The organism is Phocoenobacter uteri (assembly GCF_900454895.1).
Lineage (GTDB): Bacteria > Pseudomonadota > Gammaproteobacteria > Enterobacterales > Pasteurellaceae > Phocoenobacter > Phocoenobacter uteri.
In genome coordinates this window covers 843,331-859,530 of record NZ_UGTA01000001.1, presented here as the reverse complement: position 1 = coordinate 859,530, position 16,200 = coordinate 843,331, and the positions used below count along the sequence as shown (strand labels likewise).

Annotated in this window: 19 protein-coding genes; 17 read left to right on the top strand and 2 right to left on the bottom strand. The window is 36.9% G+C overall.

All coding sequences use genetic code 11. From position 1 onward, the window contains the following. The first annotated feature begins 20 nt into the window (after positions 1-20). From DYE60_RS03790 to DYE60_RS03735, 12 genes are all read left to right on the top strand, one after another. Positions 21-584: a TadE/TadG family type IV pilus assembly protein gene (locus DYE60_RS03790; RefSeq protein WP_172460355.1), complete on the top strand. Its 564-nt coding sequence runs from the start codon at positions 21-23 to the stop codon at positions 582-584. Next, a complete protein-coding gene (tadF, locus tag DYE60_RS03785; protein ID WP_115315308.1) occupies positions 565-1,191 on the top strand; it encodes a tight adherence pilus pseudopilin TadF in 627 nt (208 codons plus the stop codon). The genes DYE60_RS03790 and tadF overlap by 20 nt, the downstream gene beginning before the upstream one ends. A gap of 21 nt (positions 1,192-1,212) precedes the next feature. Beyond that, positions 1,213-2,952 carry a vWA domain-containing protein gene (locus tag DYE60_RS03780; RefSeq protein WP_115315307.1) on the top strand — a complete coding sequence of 580 codons (1,740 nt, stop codon included), beginning with the start codon at positions 1,213-1,215 and terminating at the stop codon, positions 2,950-2,952. Between the two features lie 162 nt (positions 2,953-3,114). Continuing rightward, positions 3,115-3,594 carry a tRNA (uridine(34)/cytosine(34)/5-carboxymethylaminomethyluridine(34)-2'-O)-methyltransferase TrmL gene (gene trmL, locus DYE60_RS03775; protein WP_115315306.1) on the top strand — a complete coding sequence of 160 codons (480 nt, stop codon included), beginning with the start codon at positions 3,115-3,117 and terminating at the stop codon, positions 3,592-3,594. Positions 3,595-3,610: 16 nt separating this feature from the next. After that, the gene (locus DYE60_RS03770; RefSeq protein ID WP_115315305.1) at positions 3,611-4,819 is read left to right on the top strand and encodes a BaiN/RdsA family NAD(P)/FAD-dependent oxidoreductase; all 1,209 of its coding nucleotides are present in this window, start codon (positions 3,611-3,613) and stop codon (positions 4,817-4,819) included. A gap of 42 nt (positions 4,820-4,861) precedes the next feature. Then, positions 4,862-5,500, top strand: coding sequence for a hypothetical protein (locus tag DYE60_RS03765; RefSeq protein ID WP_115315304.1), 639 nt, complete (start codon positions 4,862-4,864; stop codon positions 5,498-5,500). A gap of 3 nt (positions 5,501-5,503) precedes the next feature. Further along, entirely contained in the window at positions 5,504-5,992 is a 489-nt protein-coding gene (locus tag DYE60_RS03760; RefSeq protein ID WP_115315303.1) for a SprT family zinc-dependent metalloprotease, read from the top strand. Between the two features lie 57 nt (positions 5,993-6,049). After that, the gene (mpl, locus tag DYE60_RS03755; protein ID WP_115315302.1) at positions 6,050-7,411 is read left to right on the top strand and encodes a UDP-N-acetylmuramate:L-alanyl-gamma-D-glutamyl-meso-diaminopimelate ligase; all 1,362 of its coding nucleotides are present in this window, start codon (positions 6,050-6,052) and stop codon (positions 7,409-7,411) included. Positions 7,412-7,501: 90 nt separating this feature from the next. Then, the gene (locus DYE60_RS03750) at positions 7,502-8,122 is read left to right on the top strand and encodes an L-threonylcarbamoyladenylate synthase (protein ID WP_115315301.1); all 621 of its coding nucleotides are present in this window, start codon (positions 7,502-7,504) and stop codon (positions 8,120-8,122) included. A gap of 49 nt (positions 8,123-8,171) precedes the next feature. Beyond that, entirely contained in the window at positions 8,172-9,164 is a 993-nt protein-coding gene (rluB, locus tag DYE60_RS03745) for a 23S rRNA pseudouridine(2605) synthase RluB (RefSeq protein WP_115315300.1), read from the top strand. Positions 9,165-9,171: 7 nt separating this feature from the next. Then, the gene (locus tag DYE60_RS03740) at positions 9,172-9,792 is read left to right on the top strand and encodes a LysE family transporter (protein ID WP_115315299.1); all 621 of its coding nucleotides are present in this window, start codon (positions 9,172-9,174) and stop codon (positions 9,790-9,792) included. Between the two features lie 30 nt (positions 9,793-9,822). Then, entirely contained in the window at positions 9,823-10,251 is a 429-nt protein-coding gene (locus tag DYE60_RS03735; protein WP_115315298.1) for a hypothetical protein, read from the top strand. Positions 10,252-10,300: 49 nt separating this feature from the next. Here DYE60_RS03735 and uvrB read toward each other — a convergent pair whose 3' ends face one another. Together uvrB and can are read right to left on the bottom strand one after the other, a co-directional pair. After that, on the bottom strand, positions 10,301-12,319 hold the full coding sequence (uvrB, locus tag DYE60_RS03730) for an excinuclease ABC subunit UvrB (RefSeq protein ID WP_115315297.1): 2,019 nt from the start codon (positions 12,317-12,319) through the stop codon (positions 10,301-10,303). A 59-nt stretch (positions 12,320-12,378) separates the two neighbouring features. Beyond that, complete coding sequence (can, locus tag DYE60_RS03725) at positions 12,379-13,089, bottom strand: carbonate dehydratase (protein ID WP_115315296.1); 711 nt, start codon at positions 13,087-13,089, stop codon at positions 12,379-12,381. A 231-nt stretch (positions 13,090-13,320) separates the two neighbouring features. Here can and DYE60_RS03720 point away from each other — a divergent pair, with 231 nt between their 5' ends. From DYE60_RS03720 to DYE60_RS03705, 5 genes are all read left to right on the top strand, one after another. Continuing rightward, positions 13,321-14,190 (top strand): VirK/YbjX family protein, encoded by an 870-nt coding sequence (locus DYE60_RS03720; protein WP_424450097.1) that lies wholly within the window; start codon positions 13,321-13,323, stop codon positions 14,188-14,190. 10 nt (positions 14,191-14,200) lie between these two features. After that, positions 14,201-14,338, top strand: a complete 138-nt coding sequence (locus tag DYE60_RS10190; RefSeq protein WP_172460354.1) for a hypothetical protein — start codon at positions 14,201-14,203, stop codon at positions 14,336-14,338. Between the two features lie 64 nt (positions 14,339-14,402). Continuing rightward, positions 14,403-15,563, top strand: coding sequence for a tRNA guanosine(34) transglycosylase Tgt (gene tgt, locus DYE60_RS03715; RefSeq protein WP_115315294.1), 1,161 nt, complete (start codon positions 14,403-14,405; stop codon positions 15,561-15,563). A 21-nt stretch (positions 15,564-15,584) separates the two neighbouring features. Beyond that, positions 15,585-15,833 carry a hypothetical protein gene (locus tag DYE60_RS03710; RefSeq protein WP_115315293.1) on the top strand — a complete coding sequence of 83 codons (249 nt, stop codon included), beginning with the start codon at positions 15,585-15,587 and terminating at the stop codon, positions 15,831-15,833. A 39-nt stretch (positions 15,834-15,872) separates the two neighbouring features. Next, positions 15,873-16,064: a hypothetical protein gene (locus DYE60_RS03705; protein WP_115315292.1), complete on the top strand. Its 192-nt coding sequence runs from the start codon at positions 15,873-15,875 to the stop codon at positions 16,062-16,064. Positions 16,065-16,200 lie beyond the last annotated feature (136 nt).

The window sequence follows — 16,200 nt, the reverse complement described above, 5'->3', positions numbered from 1 at the left end:
TGAATGAGCAGAGAGTGAATATGAGCAAATTTTTCCAAAAACTTAAACAGTTTGTAAATCATAAAAAGGGGGTATCAAGCATAGAGTTTACCCTCACAATTGGTATTTTCTTTACCGTACTATTTATCCTTTTGGAGTTTGGTCGTATCGCTCTGTTATCTGCTTATTGGGATTTAGCAATTGCGGAGGGCGTTCGTTTAACCAAGAACCAACAAGCACCAAATGGTGATTATGCAACGCTCTTGAAACAAGAATTGATAAAACAACATCAATTAAGAGAAAACGGTGGAATGGCACTTTTTATGCCTGAAAATGTCTCAATTAAGGTTGATGTTAAATATGCTGATTCGATTGATAATTTGGTTAAAGGGGTCGAGGGCAATCCTAGCGGTTTTAGACAACCTAAAAATGATGGTAATGGAAAGATAACGCCTCCAACGGGTGAGACAGCAGCGATAGCAAGCTATCGCTTAGAATATAAGTATCATTTTTTGGTTGCTTTGCCATTTTTAGGTCCTTTTGTTGACTCCCTTTTTACTCGTGAAATTTTTATGGTACAAGAAAATGAAAGATCAGTATTTTAATAGTAAGTTATTGAGACGTTTTATCAAAAACACCAAAGGTGCGGTGGCAATTGAGTTTGTCTTTATGATTATTGTACTGACAATTATGTTGGTCTTTATGGCGGATTTAGCGTTGTTACGTTCACATTTAGGTAAAATGGACAATGCTTCTTATTCATTAGTGAATTTATTACGTGAACGTACTCAGTTATATGGTAAAGGTCACGAAACGCTTGCTTTGTCTCAGATGGTAAATGGGAAGTTAGAGAATAAAGATCTGTCTGATTTTACAAAACTTGCGAAGCATATGATGTATGGGGATGCAAATAGTAAAAAAGAATTAGTGGTTGTTTTAGAATCATTACAGTTCGGTGAATCACCAATAGATGCTGAACCAACGGTAACGCATTCATTTTTAGGTGATAAGCAAAGATGTGAGCCAGCAACAAATTTACCTTCATTAAAAGATATTGCACCTCGTTCTGAAGTGAAAGAAACAAGAACGATTCCAATGTATCAAGTGACAATATGTATTAAAGATTATAGTATTTTTAAAGCTATTGTTCTGGGTGAATCTGAAAGATCAGGGCGTTTATTACGTTCTTCTTCTGTTGCAGTAGGGCGTTAATAAAAAAGTAAGGAATAAGGTATGAATAGTATAAAACGAATATATAAAAATTGTGGCAGGATTTCGCTACAATTTTTAAAAGATGAGCAAGGCGTTTATACGATAATGATGACACTAATGAGCTTCGGTTTATTAGGGTTTATGGCGTTAGTTGTTGATGGGTCTGGTATTTTATTGGATAAAGCTCGTTTCACGCAAGGGATGGAACAAGCGGGCTTACTGCTAGTAGCAGAAAATAATAAAGATAGACGAACGCACGAACACGCTAATGTTAATCGTCAGAAAGTAACAGATGAATATATTAAAGAAAAATTCAATAATAATAGATTAAAGGCGAAACAAGATAAGCGTAATAAAGAAATGATTGCGGCGGTTGTACGTAGTTATTATCAAGGTGCGACGTATAAACCAGATGATCATACAGTGACAGACCAATATACTTATCATTGTAGTCGTTTAAAAAGATCACAATCTGTTGCTTGTGCAGTAGATGGTAACTTTGACCGTCCATCGTGGCTTTATCTAGGTGAGAATTTTGGGTTAACTTTTGCAAAAACAGTAAAAATTTCAGCGGATACTATTTATGTAACGAAGAGAAGAGATGCGACTCCACCAATTGATTTGATGTTAATTACCGATTTATCAACCTCAATGACTAAAGTGGTGGATGGTAATGGTTCCCGAGATAATAAAATCACAATTCTTCGTCGTGTGTTTGGTAAAGTTTCTGATAAATTATTGAAAGATAGAAAAGATAATTATAACAGAATCGGATTTACTTCTTTTGCACTTGGTTCTCAACAGAAGGATGATACGACACAGTGCGTGTTACCTTATAAATGGAATAGCGAGGCAAACAGAACACATCAGTTGACTAAGCGAGTTACTCGGTATGAATATGATGGATATTGGAGACGTTATTATTGGAATGGTCCCTATGATTATAAATATCAAAATAGTTATCTAGATGATATAAAAGATATGTTTTCGTATAGCGAGTGGAGTTCTAATCGTCAGGGGTATCACCGTTTTAATGATGGGAGAGCTACTTATCGAGAAACTAAAGGCGATATTTTTTACCGAATGCGTGATTTGTTAAATAAAAGTGTTGATTATCCAGCAACAGTGGGGATGATCGATCAGTTTGATGGAAAGGACTTAAAAAACATCGTTACTTTTGATAAAAATGTTCTTTGTTTATTAGATGAACCCAGTAATAATGCGACGCAACAATGGTTTAAAAACAGTGAAAATAGTAAGCTAAATCAAGCATTCAGTCGAGTTAATCCACAAGGGGGGACACTTTCTAGTAGTGGATTATTGGTTGGGGCAAACTTGATGATGAATAAAAATGAAGATCCAAAAGCAAGTCCTGATAATTTGAGTGTGAATACTCAACGAACTATTATTATTCTGTCTGATGGCTTAGATGGAATAAATGTAAATCTCCCTTTTGATATTACTAAAAATTTAATCCGTAATGGGATGTGTAATAAAATTAGAAAGAGAATAGATACGTTACAAGATAAGGACTATCAATTACAAAAAACCAAAATAGGCTTTGTTGCCTTTGGTTATGATAAAGATCAGAGAAACAGCCCTCATGCTGCAACACAAGCACAAGCTTGGAAAGAGTGTGTGGGTGACGGAAACTTTTTCGTTGCGAATAACGAAGAAGAATTGTTGAAAGCCTTTGATCAGTTATCAAAACCACCAGAAGAAGTGGGACGTAGTACTAACAAAAACCCTTTTAAAAAATAAGTTGTTATCATAAGTCACAAAGCGGTAATATTTTTTATAAAATTTACCGCTTTTTTCTTTTCATAATCCGTGTGTAATTTCTCGGATTATATTGCCATCATTCCTTTTGCTAGGTAAAATCAGCCACTAAATTAAATCACAATAAATTTATATAGAGAAAAAATGTTAGATATCGTTTTATTTGAACCTGAAATTCCACAAAATAGTGGCAATATTATCCGTTTGTGTGCAAACTGTGGCTTTCGTTTACATATGATTGAACCATTTGGTTTTACGTGGGATGACAAAAAATTACGCCGTAGCGGCTTGGATTATCACGAGTTTGTGGATATTCAAAAATATAGCTCTTTTGAAGATTTTATGGCTCGAGCTAAACCAAAACGCTTGTTTGCTTTAACCACCAAAGGCGAGCCAAATCACAGTGATGTAAACTATGAATTAGGCGACTTTTTGATGTTCGGACCTGAAAGTCGTGGTATTCCAAAACCAATTTTAGACAGCTTACCGATGAGCCAAAAAATTCGTATTCCGATGTGTAAAGATAGCCGTAGTATGAATTTATCAAATTCTGTTGCGGTGGTAGTTTATGAAGCGTGGCGACAATTTGGTTATCAAAATTGCGTGCCTAAACAAGATATATAGTTAGGATACTTAATTGATGAAAAATGTTGATGTCATCATTATCGGTGCAGGCGCTGCAGGGCTGTTTTGTGCAAGTCAGTTAGGACAAGGTGGCAAATCGGTTGTTGTCTTGGATAATGGCAAAAAATTAGGACGCAAAATTTTGATGTCTGGCGGTGGAAATTGTAATTTTACTAATATGGATATTTCATCGCACCATTATCTGTGCAAAAATCCTCATTTTGTGAAATCCGCTCTTGCACGCTATACTCAGTGGGATTTTATCTCAATGGTGGCAACTTATGGCATTGCTTATCACGAGAAAGAGTTAGGGCAGCTTTTCTGTGATGATGGTGCAGAGCAAATCGTAAAAATGTTGAAAGCAGAATGCGATAAAAGTGGTAACGTGGATATTCGGTTGAGACAAGCGGTCACTTTTTTATCACTTTTTGCAAAAAATGAAAAATCTGCAAATTGTTATCAAATTCAGACCGCTAATGAAACCTATCAAACAGAAAATGTCGTGATTGCGACAGGTGGTTTATCAATGCCAGCACTGGGGGCGACACCTTTTGGTTACCAAATCGCAGAGCAATTTAATATTCCCGTATTACCACCACGAGCAAGCCTTGTGCCTTTCACTTATAAAGAAAAAGATAAAGGATTAGTTTCTCTTTCAGGGATTGCATTGCCTGTCACCGTGACCTGTGGCGAGCAATCTTTTTCAAATCAAATGCTCTTTACTCATCGTGGATTGTCAGGTCCAGCAATGCTACAAATTTCAAATTATTGGGAATTGGGTGACAGTGTTGAAATTGATTTATTACCGACAGCGTCTATCCTCGATATTTTAAACGAACTTCGTCAATCTTCGCCGAAATTACAACTAAAAAGCGTGTTATGTCGCCATCTTCCTAAAAAATTAGTTGAGCTATGGTTTGAACAAAAATTATTAAAAGAAAAAATCATTGCGGACTTAAGTAAGGTAGAATTGACCCACTTAGAACAATTTATTCATCATTGGCAATTTGTGCCAAATGGTACAGAAGGTTATCGCACCGCCGAAGTCACCAAAGGGGGCGTGGATACCGATTTTATCTCGTCAAAAACAATGGAAGTTAAACAAACCAAAGGGCTTTATTTTATCGGCGAAGTACTTGATGTCACAGGCTGGCTTGGGGGTTATAACTTCCAGTGGGCGTGGTCATCAGCCTTTGCTTGTGCAACTGGAATTTTAGAGCATTAAATTTGTTGTAATATATTAATACGTTAAACATAGGAGTATAAAATGTTGAAACAAATTAAATATTGTATAGTTCTTCTGTCTCTATTTTGTTCACCAATGAGTTTTGCTACTGCAATAACCGATGTCAATCAATTAGGACAACAAATGATGAATTTTTATCAAAATCCACAACAGCAAAATTTTGATGAAATACAGCAAAGTATGATGACTTTAATGGGAAATGACCACTCTAATATTCCGATTATGGTGGTATGGGCTAATGCGATTTCACAAAAATATGGTTGGAAAATCAATCAAAATTTTTACCCAGAATTAGTACAACAGTTACATAATCCCCAATTAGAATTTAGTCAATTTTTAGCAAATGATGAAATTGTCGTTCCTATGAAGTTGGATATGTGGTGGTCTAGCTTTTCTGCAACTGGCGAAGGTAAATATGTAAGAAAAGTTTTTGATCAAGCGATTAAACTTAAAGAAGTGAAACAATATTTGGATAATAAAAAGCAAAAAACTAATCAAGATGCATTTTATTTGATGACAGTTTCTTCTGCTAGTTGGTCATTTAAAGCCAATTGTAAACAGCATAAAAAAATTCGTGAATTTGCTCATAATTGGCAACAGGACAAGAATCTAACAATAGAAGCTAAGCAATTACTCGCCATTTGTGTAAATAGTAATTAAATAATGGCAGAGCTACGAATATTAAAAATACAAGTTCAGCGTAAATTAAAGCAAACTTTAACCTTAGCGAATATGTATTTTGAGAAAGAGTTTATAATGCCACAAGTCAATTTTAATGTACGTGGTGCAAAGGCAGGTGTAGCATATTTGCAACGCAATGAAATTCGTTTTAATCCGATTTTGTTGCAAGAAAACAGCGATGAATTTATCAAAAATGTCGTGCCACACGAATTGGCTCACATTATTGTTTATCAGCAATTCGGCAAAGTAAAACCGCACGGCAAAGAGTGGCAAGGCGTAATGGAACAAGTTTTTGGCGTGCCAGCTGAAACCTGTCATCAATTTGAATTAAGCTCAGTTAGGCAAAGTTTTCAATATAAATGTGCGTGTCAGATTCATTCGCTAACCATAACACGCCATAATGCGATACAGCAAAAAGGGCGGAGTTATGTTTGTAGAAAGTGTCGTCAAACATTGACATTACAACAGTAAATAAGCGGTCATATTTAGAACAAAATTTACAAATTTTTATTAAATCAGGAAGTTAAAATGAAACAACAACATATTCATATTTTAGGTATTTGTGGCACATTTATGGGCGGGATTGCAATTATTGCCCGTGAGCTGGGTTATAAGGTAACAGGTTCAGATACCAATGTTTATCCGCCGATGAGTACTTTTTTGGAGAAAAGTGGCATTGAGATTATTCCTAATTATGATGTAGCACAGCTTGATCCAAAGCCTGATATGGTGATTATTGGGAATGCAATGCGTCGTGGCAATCCTTGCGTGGAATATGTGTTGAATAATCAGCTTAATTTTACCTCAGCACCGCAGTGGTTACACGATCATTTATTAAAAGATCGTTGGGTGTTGGCGGTATCAGGCACGCACGGTAAAACAACCACAACGGGAATGTTAGCGTGGATTTTAGATAAAAATGGTATTGATACAGGCTTTCTAGTCGGTGGAATAGCAGGGAATTTTGGCATTTCAGCACGTTTAGGAACAAGCAAATTTTTTGTAATTGAAGCTGATGAATACGACAGTGCCTTTTTTGATAAACGCTCTAAATTTGTCCATTACAATCCAAAAACCTTAATTGTAAATAACTTGGAATTTGACCACGCCGATATTTTTGATGATTTGAAAGCGATTCAGCGACAATTTCATCATATGGTGCGAGCAATGCCTCAAAATGGCGTGATTTTATCTCATAAAGAGGAACAAAATGTTCAACAAATGTTGGATATGGGCAATTATAGTGAATTACAATTTGTGGGCAAAGAACAAGAATGGCACGCTGAGCCACTAAATCAAGATTATTCGCATTTTGCGGTTTACTATAAACAACAAAAACAGGGTGAAGTGCAGTGGAATGTAGTGGGAAAACACAATATGCACAATGCGTTAATGGCGATTGCTAGCAGTCATCACGCAGGAGTTAGCGTGGCGGACGCTTGTAATGCGTTAGGCACTTTTGTGAATGCTAATCGTCGTTTGGAAGTGAAAGGCACGGTTAATGGTGTCACCGTTTATGATGATTTTGCCCATCACCCAACCGCGATAAAATCAACCATTGAGGCATTGCGAGGAAAAGTGGGTAAGGAACAGCGGATTTTAGCGGTGTTAGAGCCACGTTCAAACACAATGAAAATGGGCGTACATAAAGATGAGATTGCCCCTGCATTGGCAGACGCAGATCAAGTTTTTATCTTACAACCAGATAATATTGATTGGAGCGTGGTGCAGATCACAAATAATCTCACCCAGCCTGCACAATGGAGTGCCGACTTAGATGAATTAGTACAAATGATCATCGCTCAAACCAAGCCAACGGATAATATTCTTGTGATGAGCAATGGGGCGTTTGGTGGAATTCATAACAAGTTATTAGAAAAACTAGAATAAATGTAATTTTTGTATAAAAACGCAGTAGATTATGGTATAAATCGTGCCGTAATTGTTATTGGCAATCAGCACTAATAAAAGGGAAGTAAGATGAGTCAGTTTTTTTATATCCACCCAGATAATCCGCAACAACGTTTAATCAATCAAGCAGTTGATATTATTAAGCAAGGTGGCGTTGTGGTGTATCCAACCGATTCTGGCTATGCGTTAGGTTGTGGCATTGGCGAAAAACGAGCGATTGATCGTATTGTTGATATCCGAAAGTTGCCCCTTAATCATAATTTTACCTTAGTGTGTAGTGATTTATCGGAGCTTTCAAATTATGCGTTAGTCACCAATGTGTCTTATCGCCTAATTAAAAATAATGTGCCGAATCCTTATACTTTTATTTTGCCAGCAACAAAAGAAGTGCCACGCCGTTTATGGACAAAACGCAAGACGATTGGCATTCGTGTACCGAAAAATAATATTGCGTTAGCCTTGTTACAAACCTTAGGCGAGCCAATTTTATCTTGTTCATTGATGTTACCCGATGAAACAATTACTCAGTCTGATCCTGATGAGATCAGAAATTATTTAGAACGACGTGTCGATTTGATTATTCACGGTGGTTATTTAGGGCAAACCCCAACAACCGTGATTGATTTAACGGATGATACGCCCGTTATTATTCGTGAAGGAACGGGCGATGTAACGCCATTCCTCGCGTAAATGTATTTATAACCGACGCTTGTGAAAGCGACAACAAAAAGGAAAGACAATGAAAGATTTGCAAAAAAAGATCACAAAACGACCGCTTAGATCTAACTCAAAACCCGCGACAAGAAAGCCAACGGTAAAGAAAATCGATAACAGATCAGAAAAAAGCATTGAGAATAAAGCTGCTGAAAAGAAAGTGAAAGTAGAAGGCGAAAAACTACAAAAAATCTTAGCAAGAGCAGGCAAAGGCTCTCGTCGTGAATTAGAGAAAGTGATTGAAGAAGGGCGAGTAAGTGTTGATGGAAAAATTGCAAAATTAGGCGATCGAGTTCAATTAGCAACAGGCACAAAAATTCGTATGGACGGACACCTTGTGCAGCTTAAAGCAACACAAAAAGACGTGTGCCGAATCTTGATGTATTACAAACCAGAAGGTGAACTTTGTACACGTTCTGATCCAGAAGGTCGCCCAACCGTATTTGATCGTTTACCACGTTTAACAGGCTCAAGATGGATTGCAGTTGGACGTTTGGATATCAACACCTCTGGCTTGCTTTTATTTACTACCGATGGTGAACTTGCTAACCGTTTAATGCACCCAAGCCGAGAAGTGGAACGTGAATATTCGGTGCGAGTATTCGGTAATGTGGATGAGGCGATGTTGCAACGTTTACGCAAAGGCGTGCAGCTTGAAGACGGAATGGCAAACTTCAAACAAATTAAAGCCGCAGGCGGACAAGGTATTAACCAATGGTTTGATGTAACCCTAACCGAAGGGCGTAACCGAGAAGTACGTCGCTTGTGGGAGTCCCAAGAAGTGCAAGTAAGCCGTTTGATTCGTATTCGTTATGGTAACATTAAACTAGAAAAAAGCTTACCACGAGGTGGTTGGGAAGAAATGGATTTAACCAACGTAAACTATTTGCGTGAGCTTGTAGGGCTGCCACCAGAAACAGAAACAAAAGTGGATGTGTCGAAAAACCGCAGAAAAACCAACGTGCGTAAGATCAGAAAATCGGTTCAACAGCATTTAAAATACAGAAATCAAAAATAATTTTTCTATGTTAGTTACATTGTTTTTTGTACAATTAGCAGGACTGGTTAGCCCCGGTCCTGATTTCTTTTATATCAGCCGCCGAGCGGCGAGTAGCAATCGCCGTAATGCAATATTTGCAGCAATAGGGATTTCACTTGGCATTGCATTTTGGGCGATGCTTGCTGTCTTTGGTCTGGGTTTCTTAGGGAAGACTGTTAAACCAATTTCTTATATTATAATGTTATTGGGTGGGCTTTTCTTAGGTTATACAGGGCTAAAAATGGTACGCGTTACTGAAAATGCACAATTTGACAATCGAAAATTAGAACAGAAAACTTCCGCTAAACAAGAAATTTTAGATGGTTTATGGATCAATTTATCGAATGCCAAAGTTGTTGTATTTTTCAGCAGTATTCTTTCTGGCTATACCGCACAATTCACTCAAATTTCAGACTATTTTATTGTTCTCGCAATGCTTGTGTTAAGCACATTTTGCTATTTTTCACTGGTTGCCATTTTATTTTCACATCAAAAAATTTGCAAATTTTATGCAAAATATAACCGCTATATTGATAATTTTTCAGGCTGTATTTTCCTCTTTTTCGGAGGAAGTTTGGTTTATGGTGCTGTGAAGTTTTTTATGTAAACGCCATTTTCTAATGATTAAGGAGGTTTTATGAGTAAAATGATTATTGGTTTTTCTGGTAGTGCAAATAGTGGGAAGACAAAAGCATTACATCGATTGATTAGTATTTTAGAAAATACTCAAGTAATAAGTGATCAAGATCTAGTCAAGGTCATAAGTTACAAAGGGAAAAATATAGGGATCAGCACAGGTGGAGATTATAAAGACCATGTTACACAGAGTCTTAGTACGCTAGTTCCAGAATGTGACATTGTTATTACCGCTTGTAGAACTTATGGTGGAACACACGATGCTATTGATGCATGGCAGAATATTTCAACTAACATTACCTATATCAGTTGTCCCTATTTTTCACCGCAAAAAGTTCGCAATAAGGATATTCCAAAGAATGAATTAGAGGTGTTTTATGAAGCAAAAGCTAGAATGCTTTTATCATATTTAGATAGCCTTATTTCATAATACAACGATAAATCTAGCTCAACGGCAATAAAAAGTTGAGCTAGAAATTTTAATCCACCATCAACAAAAACTCTTTTAACTGCTTAATTTTATCCCTTGTTGCAGCGGCTTTTTCAAATTCAAGGTTTTGAGCAAACTCTCGCATTTCAGCATCCAGTTTTTTGAGATCTTTTTCCAGAGCTTTGCGGGTTTTAGGAATATAAGCGGTCGGATTTTCTTCCACTTTTGCAGATTTTTTACCTCGTTTAGGATTGTTATTCTGTCCAATATCAAGCAGTTCAGCGACTTTTTTATTTAAGCCTTGTGGGGTAATCCCCATTTTTTCATTGTGTGCTTGCTGTTTAGCTCGGCGACGTTGGGTTTCGCTGATGGCTTTTTCCATTGAGTTGGTAATTCTATCGCCATATAAAATGGCTTTTCCGTTTAAGTTTCGAGCCGCACGTCCAATGGTTTGGATCAGTGAGCGTTCAGAACGTAAAAAACCTTCTTTGTCAGCATCTAAAATGGCGACAAGCGACACTTCGGGAATATCTAAACCTTCACGTAATAAGTTGATTCCAACGAGTACATCAAACATTCCCATTCGTAAATCGTGGATAATTTCCACTCGCTCAACGGTGTCAATATCGCTGTGTAAATAACGCACTCGCACACCGTGTTCATCAAGATAATCCGTTAAGTCTTCCGCCATTTTTTTTGTTAGAACGGTCACTAAAACACGTTCTTCTACTTCGGTACGTTTATGAATTTCTGAAAGTAAATCATCGACTTGGGTTGCCACTGGGCGAACTTCAATAATTGGATCGAGCAGTCCTGTTGGGCGAACCACTTGTTCAACCACATCGCCATTTGATTTTTCTAATTCATAATTGCTTGGAGTAGCGGAAACGTAAATCGTTTGTGGTGCAAGGGATTCAAATTCTTCAAATCGGAGTGGACGATTATCCAATGCAGAAGGTAAGCGGAAGCCATATTGTACAAGGGTTTCTTTACGAGAACGGTCACCTTTATACATTCCACCAATTTGTGGTACGGTCACGTGAGATTCATCGATAATCAACAAACCGTCAGCAGGCATATAGTCAAATAGTGTTGGCGGAGCTTCGCCTTCTTTTCTACCTGAAAGATAGCGAGAGTAGTTTTCCACCCCTGAGCAGTAGCCGAGTTCATTCATCATTTCAATGTCAAATTGGGTACGTTGTGTCAGACGTTGTTCTTCAACCAGTTTATTTTCTTTGATCAGGTATTCACGACGTTCAACAAGCTCAGCTTTGATTTTTTCAATTGCTTCTAAAATACGTTCACGAGGTGTGGCATAGTGGGTTTTAGGGTAAACCGTATAACGAGGCACACGTCCAGTAGTTTGCCCTGTTAATGGATCAAAAAGGGATAAATTTTCAATTTCATCATCAAAAAGTTCGACGCGTAATGCAAGATCATCTGATTCTGCAGGAAAAATATCAATCACTTCGCCACGTACTCTAAATGTACCACGTTGAAAGGCTTGATCGTTACGAGAGTATTGCAATTCCGTTAAGCGAGATAAAATATCTCGTTGATTGATAATTTCGCCGATTTGCAAATGCAACATCATTTTAAGGTAAGCGTCTGCATCTCCCAATCCATAAATCGCAGAAACAGAAGCAACAACGATCGTATCTCGGCGTTCAAGAAAAGATTTGGTCGCTGAAAGTCGCATTTGTTCGATTTGCTCGTTTACGGACGCGTCTTTTTCAATAAAGGTATCGCTCGCTGGAACATACGCCTCTGGCTGATAATAGTCATAATAAGACACAAAATATTCAACGGCATTTTCAGGAAAAAAGGCTTTCATTTCAGCATAAAGTTGTGCCGCAAGGGTTTTATTTGGGGCGAGTAACATTGCAGGACGGTTTAAGTCTGCGATCACATTTGCGATCGTAAAGGTTTTCCCTGATCCCGTTACACCCAGTAACGTTTGATGAGCTAAACCGTCTTCTAATCCTTCCTTGAGTTGAGCAATTGCAATTGGTTGATCTCCTGCAGGTTTAAAAGGGCTATGTAAAATAAAAGGCTTTTGTTTTTGCATTGTTTTGTTGTTGTTTGTTTCTTTGTAAAATAAGTAAATTCTTATAAAAATTTGACCGCTTAGTCAAATTTTGCTTTACCTTCAAATTCAGGAATATCAACACCCGATAGTACATATTCTTCGACTTCTGCGGTTAATTTTGCAATCGCATTTTGATAAGTTGTTTCTAAGCTCTCTTGGCTGGTTGCCATTACACCTTGATCGTTTAGATAGCCATCGTGAACATCATACATCCAACCGTGTATCGATAATGCTTTTCCTCTTTCCCAAGCCGCACGAACCACAGAAGAACGCCCTAAGTTATAAACCTGTTCAGCCACGTTTAATTGTACAAGAGTACGGGTTCTTTTTTCAGGTGGTAATTTATCTAAGATAGTTCTATATTTAGTACGAATATCTTTGATATGTAGTAGCCAATTATTCACTAGTCCGTAATCTTCTTCCGTTAATGAAGCTTGAATGCCCCCGCAGTTGGTGTGTCCGCAGATGATAATATGATGAATATCCAAGACATCAACGGCATATTCCACCACAGAAAGGCAGTTTAGATCGGTATGTACCACCAAATTTGCGATATTACGGTGAACAAAAAGCTCCCCTGATTCCAAGCCTAATAATTTCTCGGCGGGCACACGGCTATCAGAACAACCGATCCATAGAATTTGTGGTTTTTGTTGCTCTGCAATTGCATCAAAATAATCGGGCTGTTGTTTTTTCATATTCACAGCCCAAAGGTGATTCTGTTCAAAAAGTTCTTCAACGGATTTCATAATAATACCTAAATAAATTAACAACGATTGATAATAACATAAAGTCGATCTTCTGATAAGCGGTCAAATTTAAAAGAGAATTTACAAAAAGGAAAATTATTTTTACATGGCTTTTCCAACGATATATTTACTTGAACCTCAAATAATTAAATGCTAAGTAGTGAAAAATTCAGTATAATGCTCAGCTATTTTGATTGTTAAACTAAATAATTATTACGGACAATATAGATTATGGATAACAAATATCAATGGCCACAAGCAATGGCGATTTATCCCGATAGAAATAACAAAACTTATCGTTTAAAAAGGTTGCGTTATAAACTTCGTTCATTAAAGAGTTATTCAAATATTAAAAAATTTGAACAATTTATGAATGAAAATCCTGATTTTATTGGATTAGTAAATTCGCACCCAAATTATAGTTATCCTGTGGTGTATCGCTTTTTGGATAAGCGTTTTAGTGCCAAACAGCGTTTACAGATGATTTGTGAAAATTTGACTTTTTTGCCAAATAAATTATCTGAATTAGGACATGATCCATTATGGGAAAAGGAGATCAATTTTGGTGAGGTTATTCCTGATTTTGATCTTCGTCTTAAAATCAATGAATTTCAACCTATGGAAGGGTATTGGAATTTAGAATTATTTTATAAACCAACAGAAGAACTGATTTATTTGCTTAGTTTTGGCAAAATTGAACAAAGTTTATTGATTGCGGTAATTCAAGGGCCGAATCAAGAAGGTTCAAAAGAAATGGTTAAATTATTAACCAAAAAATGTCACGGTTTGCGCCCAGCTTACTTGATGGTAGAAGCGATGAAATCACTGACGCAGTTACTTGGCTATGAAAATTTACAGGGCATTCCGCAGAAATATCAAAATAAATCACGTTTTGTTCAAAGTAAGCATTACGCGGTCAATTATGATACTATTTTCAGTGAAAGTAACGGTGTGTTACAGGGATATTGGCAGTTGCCTTTATCATTAGAAAATAAGAACTTAGATGATATTCCAAGTAAAAAACGCTCAATGTATCGTAAGCGTTATGCAATGTTGGAGCAATTACAATCATCAATGAAGGAAAAATTATTTCTTTCTTAAAGGAAATAAAATGCTTAAAAAAGTTGTATTTTTAATGCTAATTTTAACTGCTACGGCGTGTTCCTCAATTTCAGGAACAGGTACTGTCGGTGGCGGTTCGAGTGGCGTTGGTGTCAGTTTAGGTATTGGCACAGGCATTAGTTTTTAATCGTTGATTAAGGACTAATAATTTTAATATTAAATTTATAGACTGTTTATCTATAAGGAAAAAAATGAAATATACACTACACAAAACAAGCGGTGTGGCTCGCCGTGGACATATGAGCTTCGAACGCAATGTAAATGGCGAAATCAAAGAATTTAAAGTACAAACCCCAGCGTTTATGCCTGTGGGAACGTACGGTACGGTAAAAGGTATGACCCCAGAAGAAGTGGCGGCAACAGGGGCAGAAATTCTGCTAGGAAATACCTTCCACCTTTGGTTACGTCCCGGTCAAGACGTGATGAAAATGCACGGTGATTTACACGGATTTATGAAGTGGGATGCACCAATCTTAACGGATAGTGGCGGTTTTCAGGTATTCAGCCTTGCAAAAATGCGTAAAATTACCGAAGAAGGTGTGAATTTTAGACACCCAATCAATGGCTCAAAAATCTTTTTATCTCCTGAAAAATCAATGGAAATCCAATATGATTTAGGCTCAGATATTGTGATGATTTTTGATGAATGTGCCCCTTATCCATCAACCTTTGATTATACAAAACAATCAATGGAAATGTCAGCACGTTGGGCAAAACGTAGCCGTCAGCGTTTTGATGAATTAGGCAATAAAAATGCGTTATTCGGTATTGTGCAAGGTGGTGTATTTGAAGAATTACGCAAAATTTCTGTTGATGAATTGCTGAAAATTGGTTTTGATGGTTATGCGGTTGGTGGCTTAGCCGTTGGCGAACCAAAAGAAGATATGCACCGTATTTTAGAATTTACTTGCCCACTATTACCAGCAGATAAACCACGTTATTTGATGGGCGTAGGTAAGCCAGAAGATTTAGTGGAAGGCGTGCGTCGTGGAATTGATATGTTTGACTGTGTAATGCCAACACGTAATGCACGAAATGGTCATTTATTTGTCACTGATGGCGTGGTAAAAATCCGTAACGCCAAATACCGTGAAGATACAAGCCCATTAGATCCACACTGCGATTGCTATACTTGTAAAAACTACACCAAAGCCTATCTATATCATTTAGATAAATGTGGGGAAATTTTAGGGGCAAGATTAAATACGATCCATAATTTACGCTACTATCAACGTTTAATGGCAGAAATTCGTCAATCTATTGATGAAGATCGTTTTGATGATTTCGTGGTTGAGTTCTATCAAAGAATGGGCAGAGAAGTGCCACCATTACAAAAGGAAGTACAAAAATAAGCGATTGAAAGAAGGTGGAATATGCAAAAGGTATTGTTGAGTCAAATTGGATTAAAAATTTCACAACAAAATGATATTTTGATTATTCGCCAAAGTAATTTATGGCGATTTGTTGGAATGTTTATTGCTGTTTTAATGCTGTTTTTGATCGCAAATTACCTTGATGATCCGAGCATAAAAATGCCACCTGCTTTATTTATACTTTTTATGGCTATCCCATTTATAAATGGAAATGCAGCAATGACAACGTTAACTATTGATCGTCAGTGACAAAAGATCATAGAGCATAAAGCCCGAGTGGTTTTCTTTATGTCATATCAAAAAGAGTATGATCTAACAGATACAACAGTAAAGCTTGAATGCTCTATTCGTGGTGGAGGTAGCGGTGTGGTTATCTCGCCAAATGAGAAAAATGCTATTATAATGAAGCTATCTTTTAAAAAAGCACAGAAAATTCAAGGAATTATCAATGAGTTTTTAGCTTTTTATTCAAAAGACTAAAATTTGCAAAATCGTAACAAAAATAAACCGCTTGTAGTAATACAGGTGGTTTTTTATTATAATCAACCAAGTTAAAACCAGCCTTAGAAATGTATATAAGTCGTTATTTTTTATCAAATTTAATTTTTGATATGTC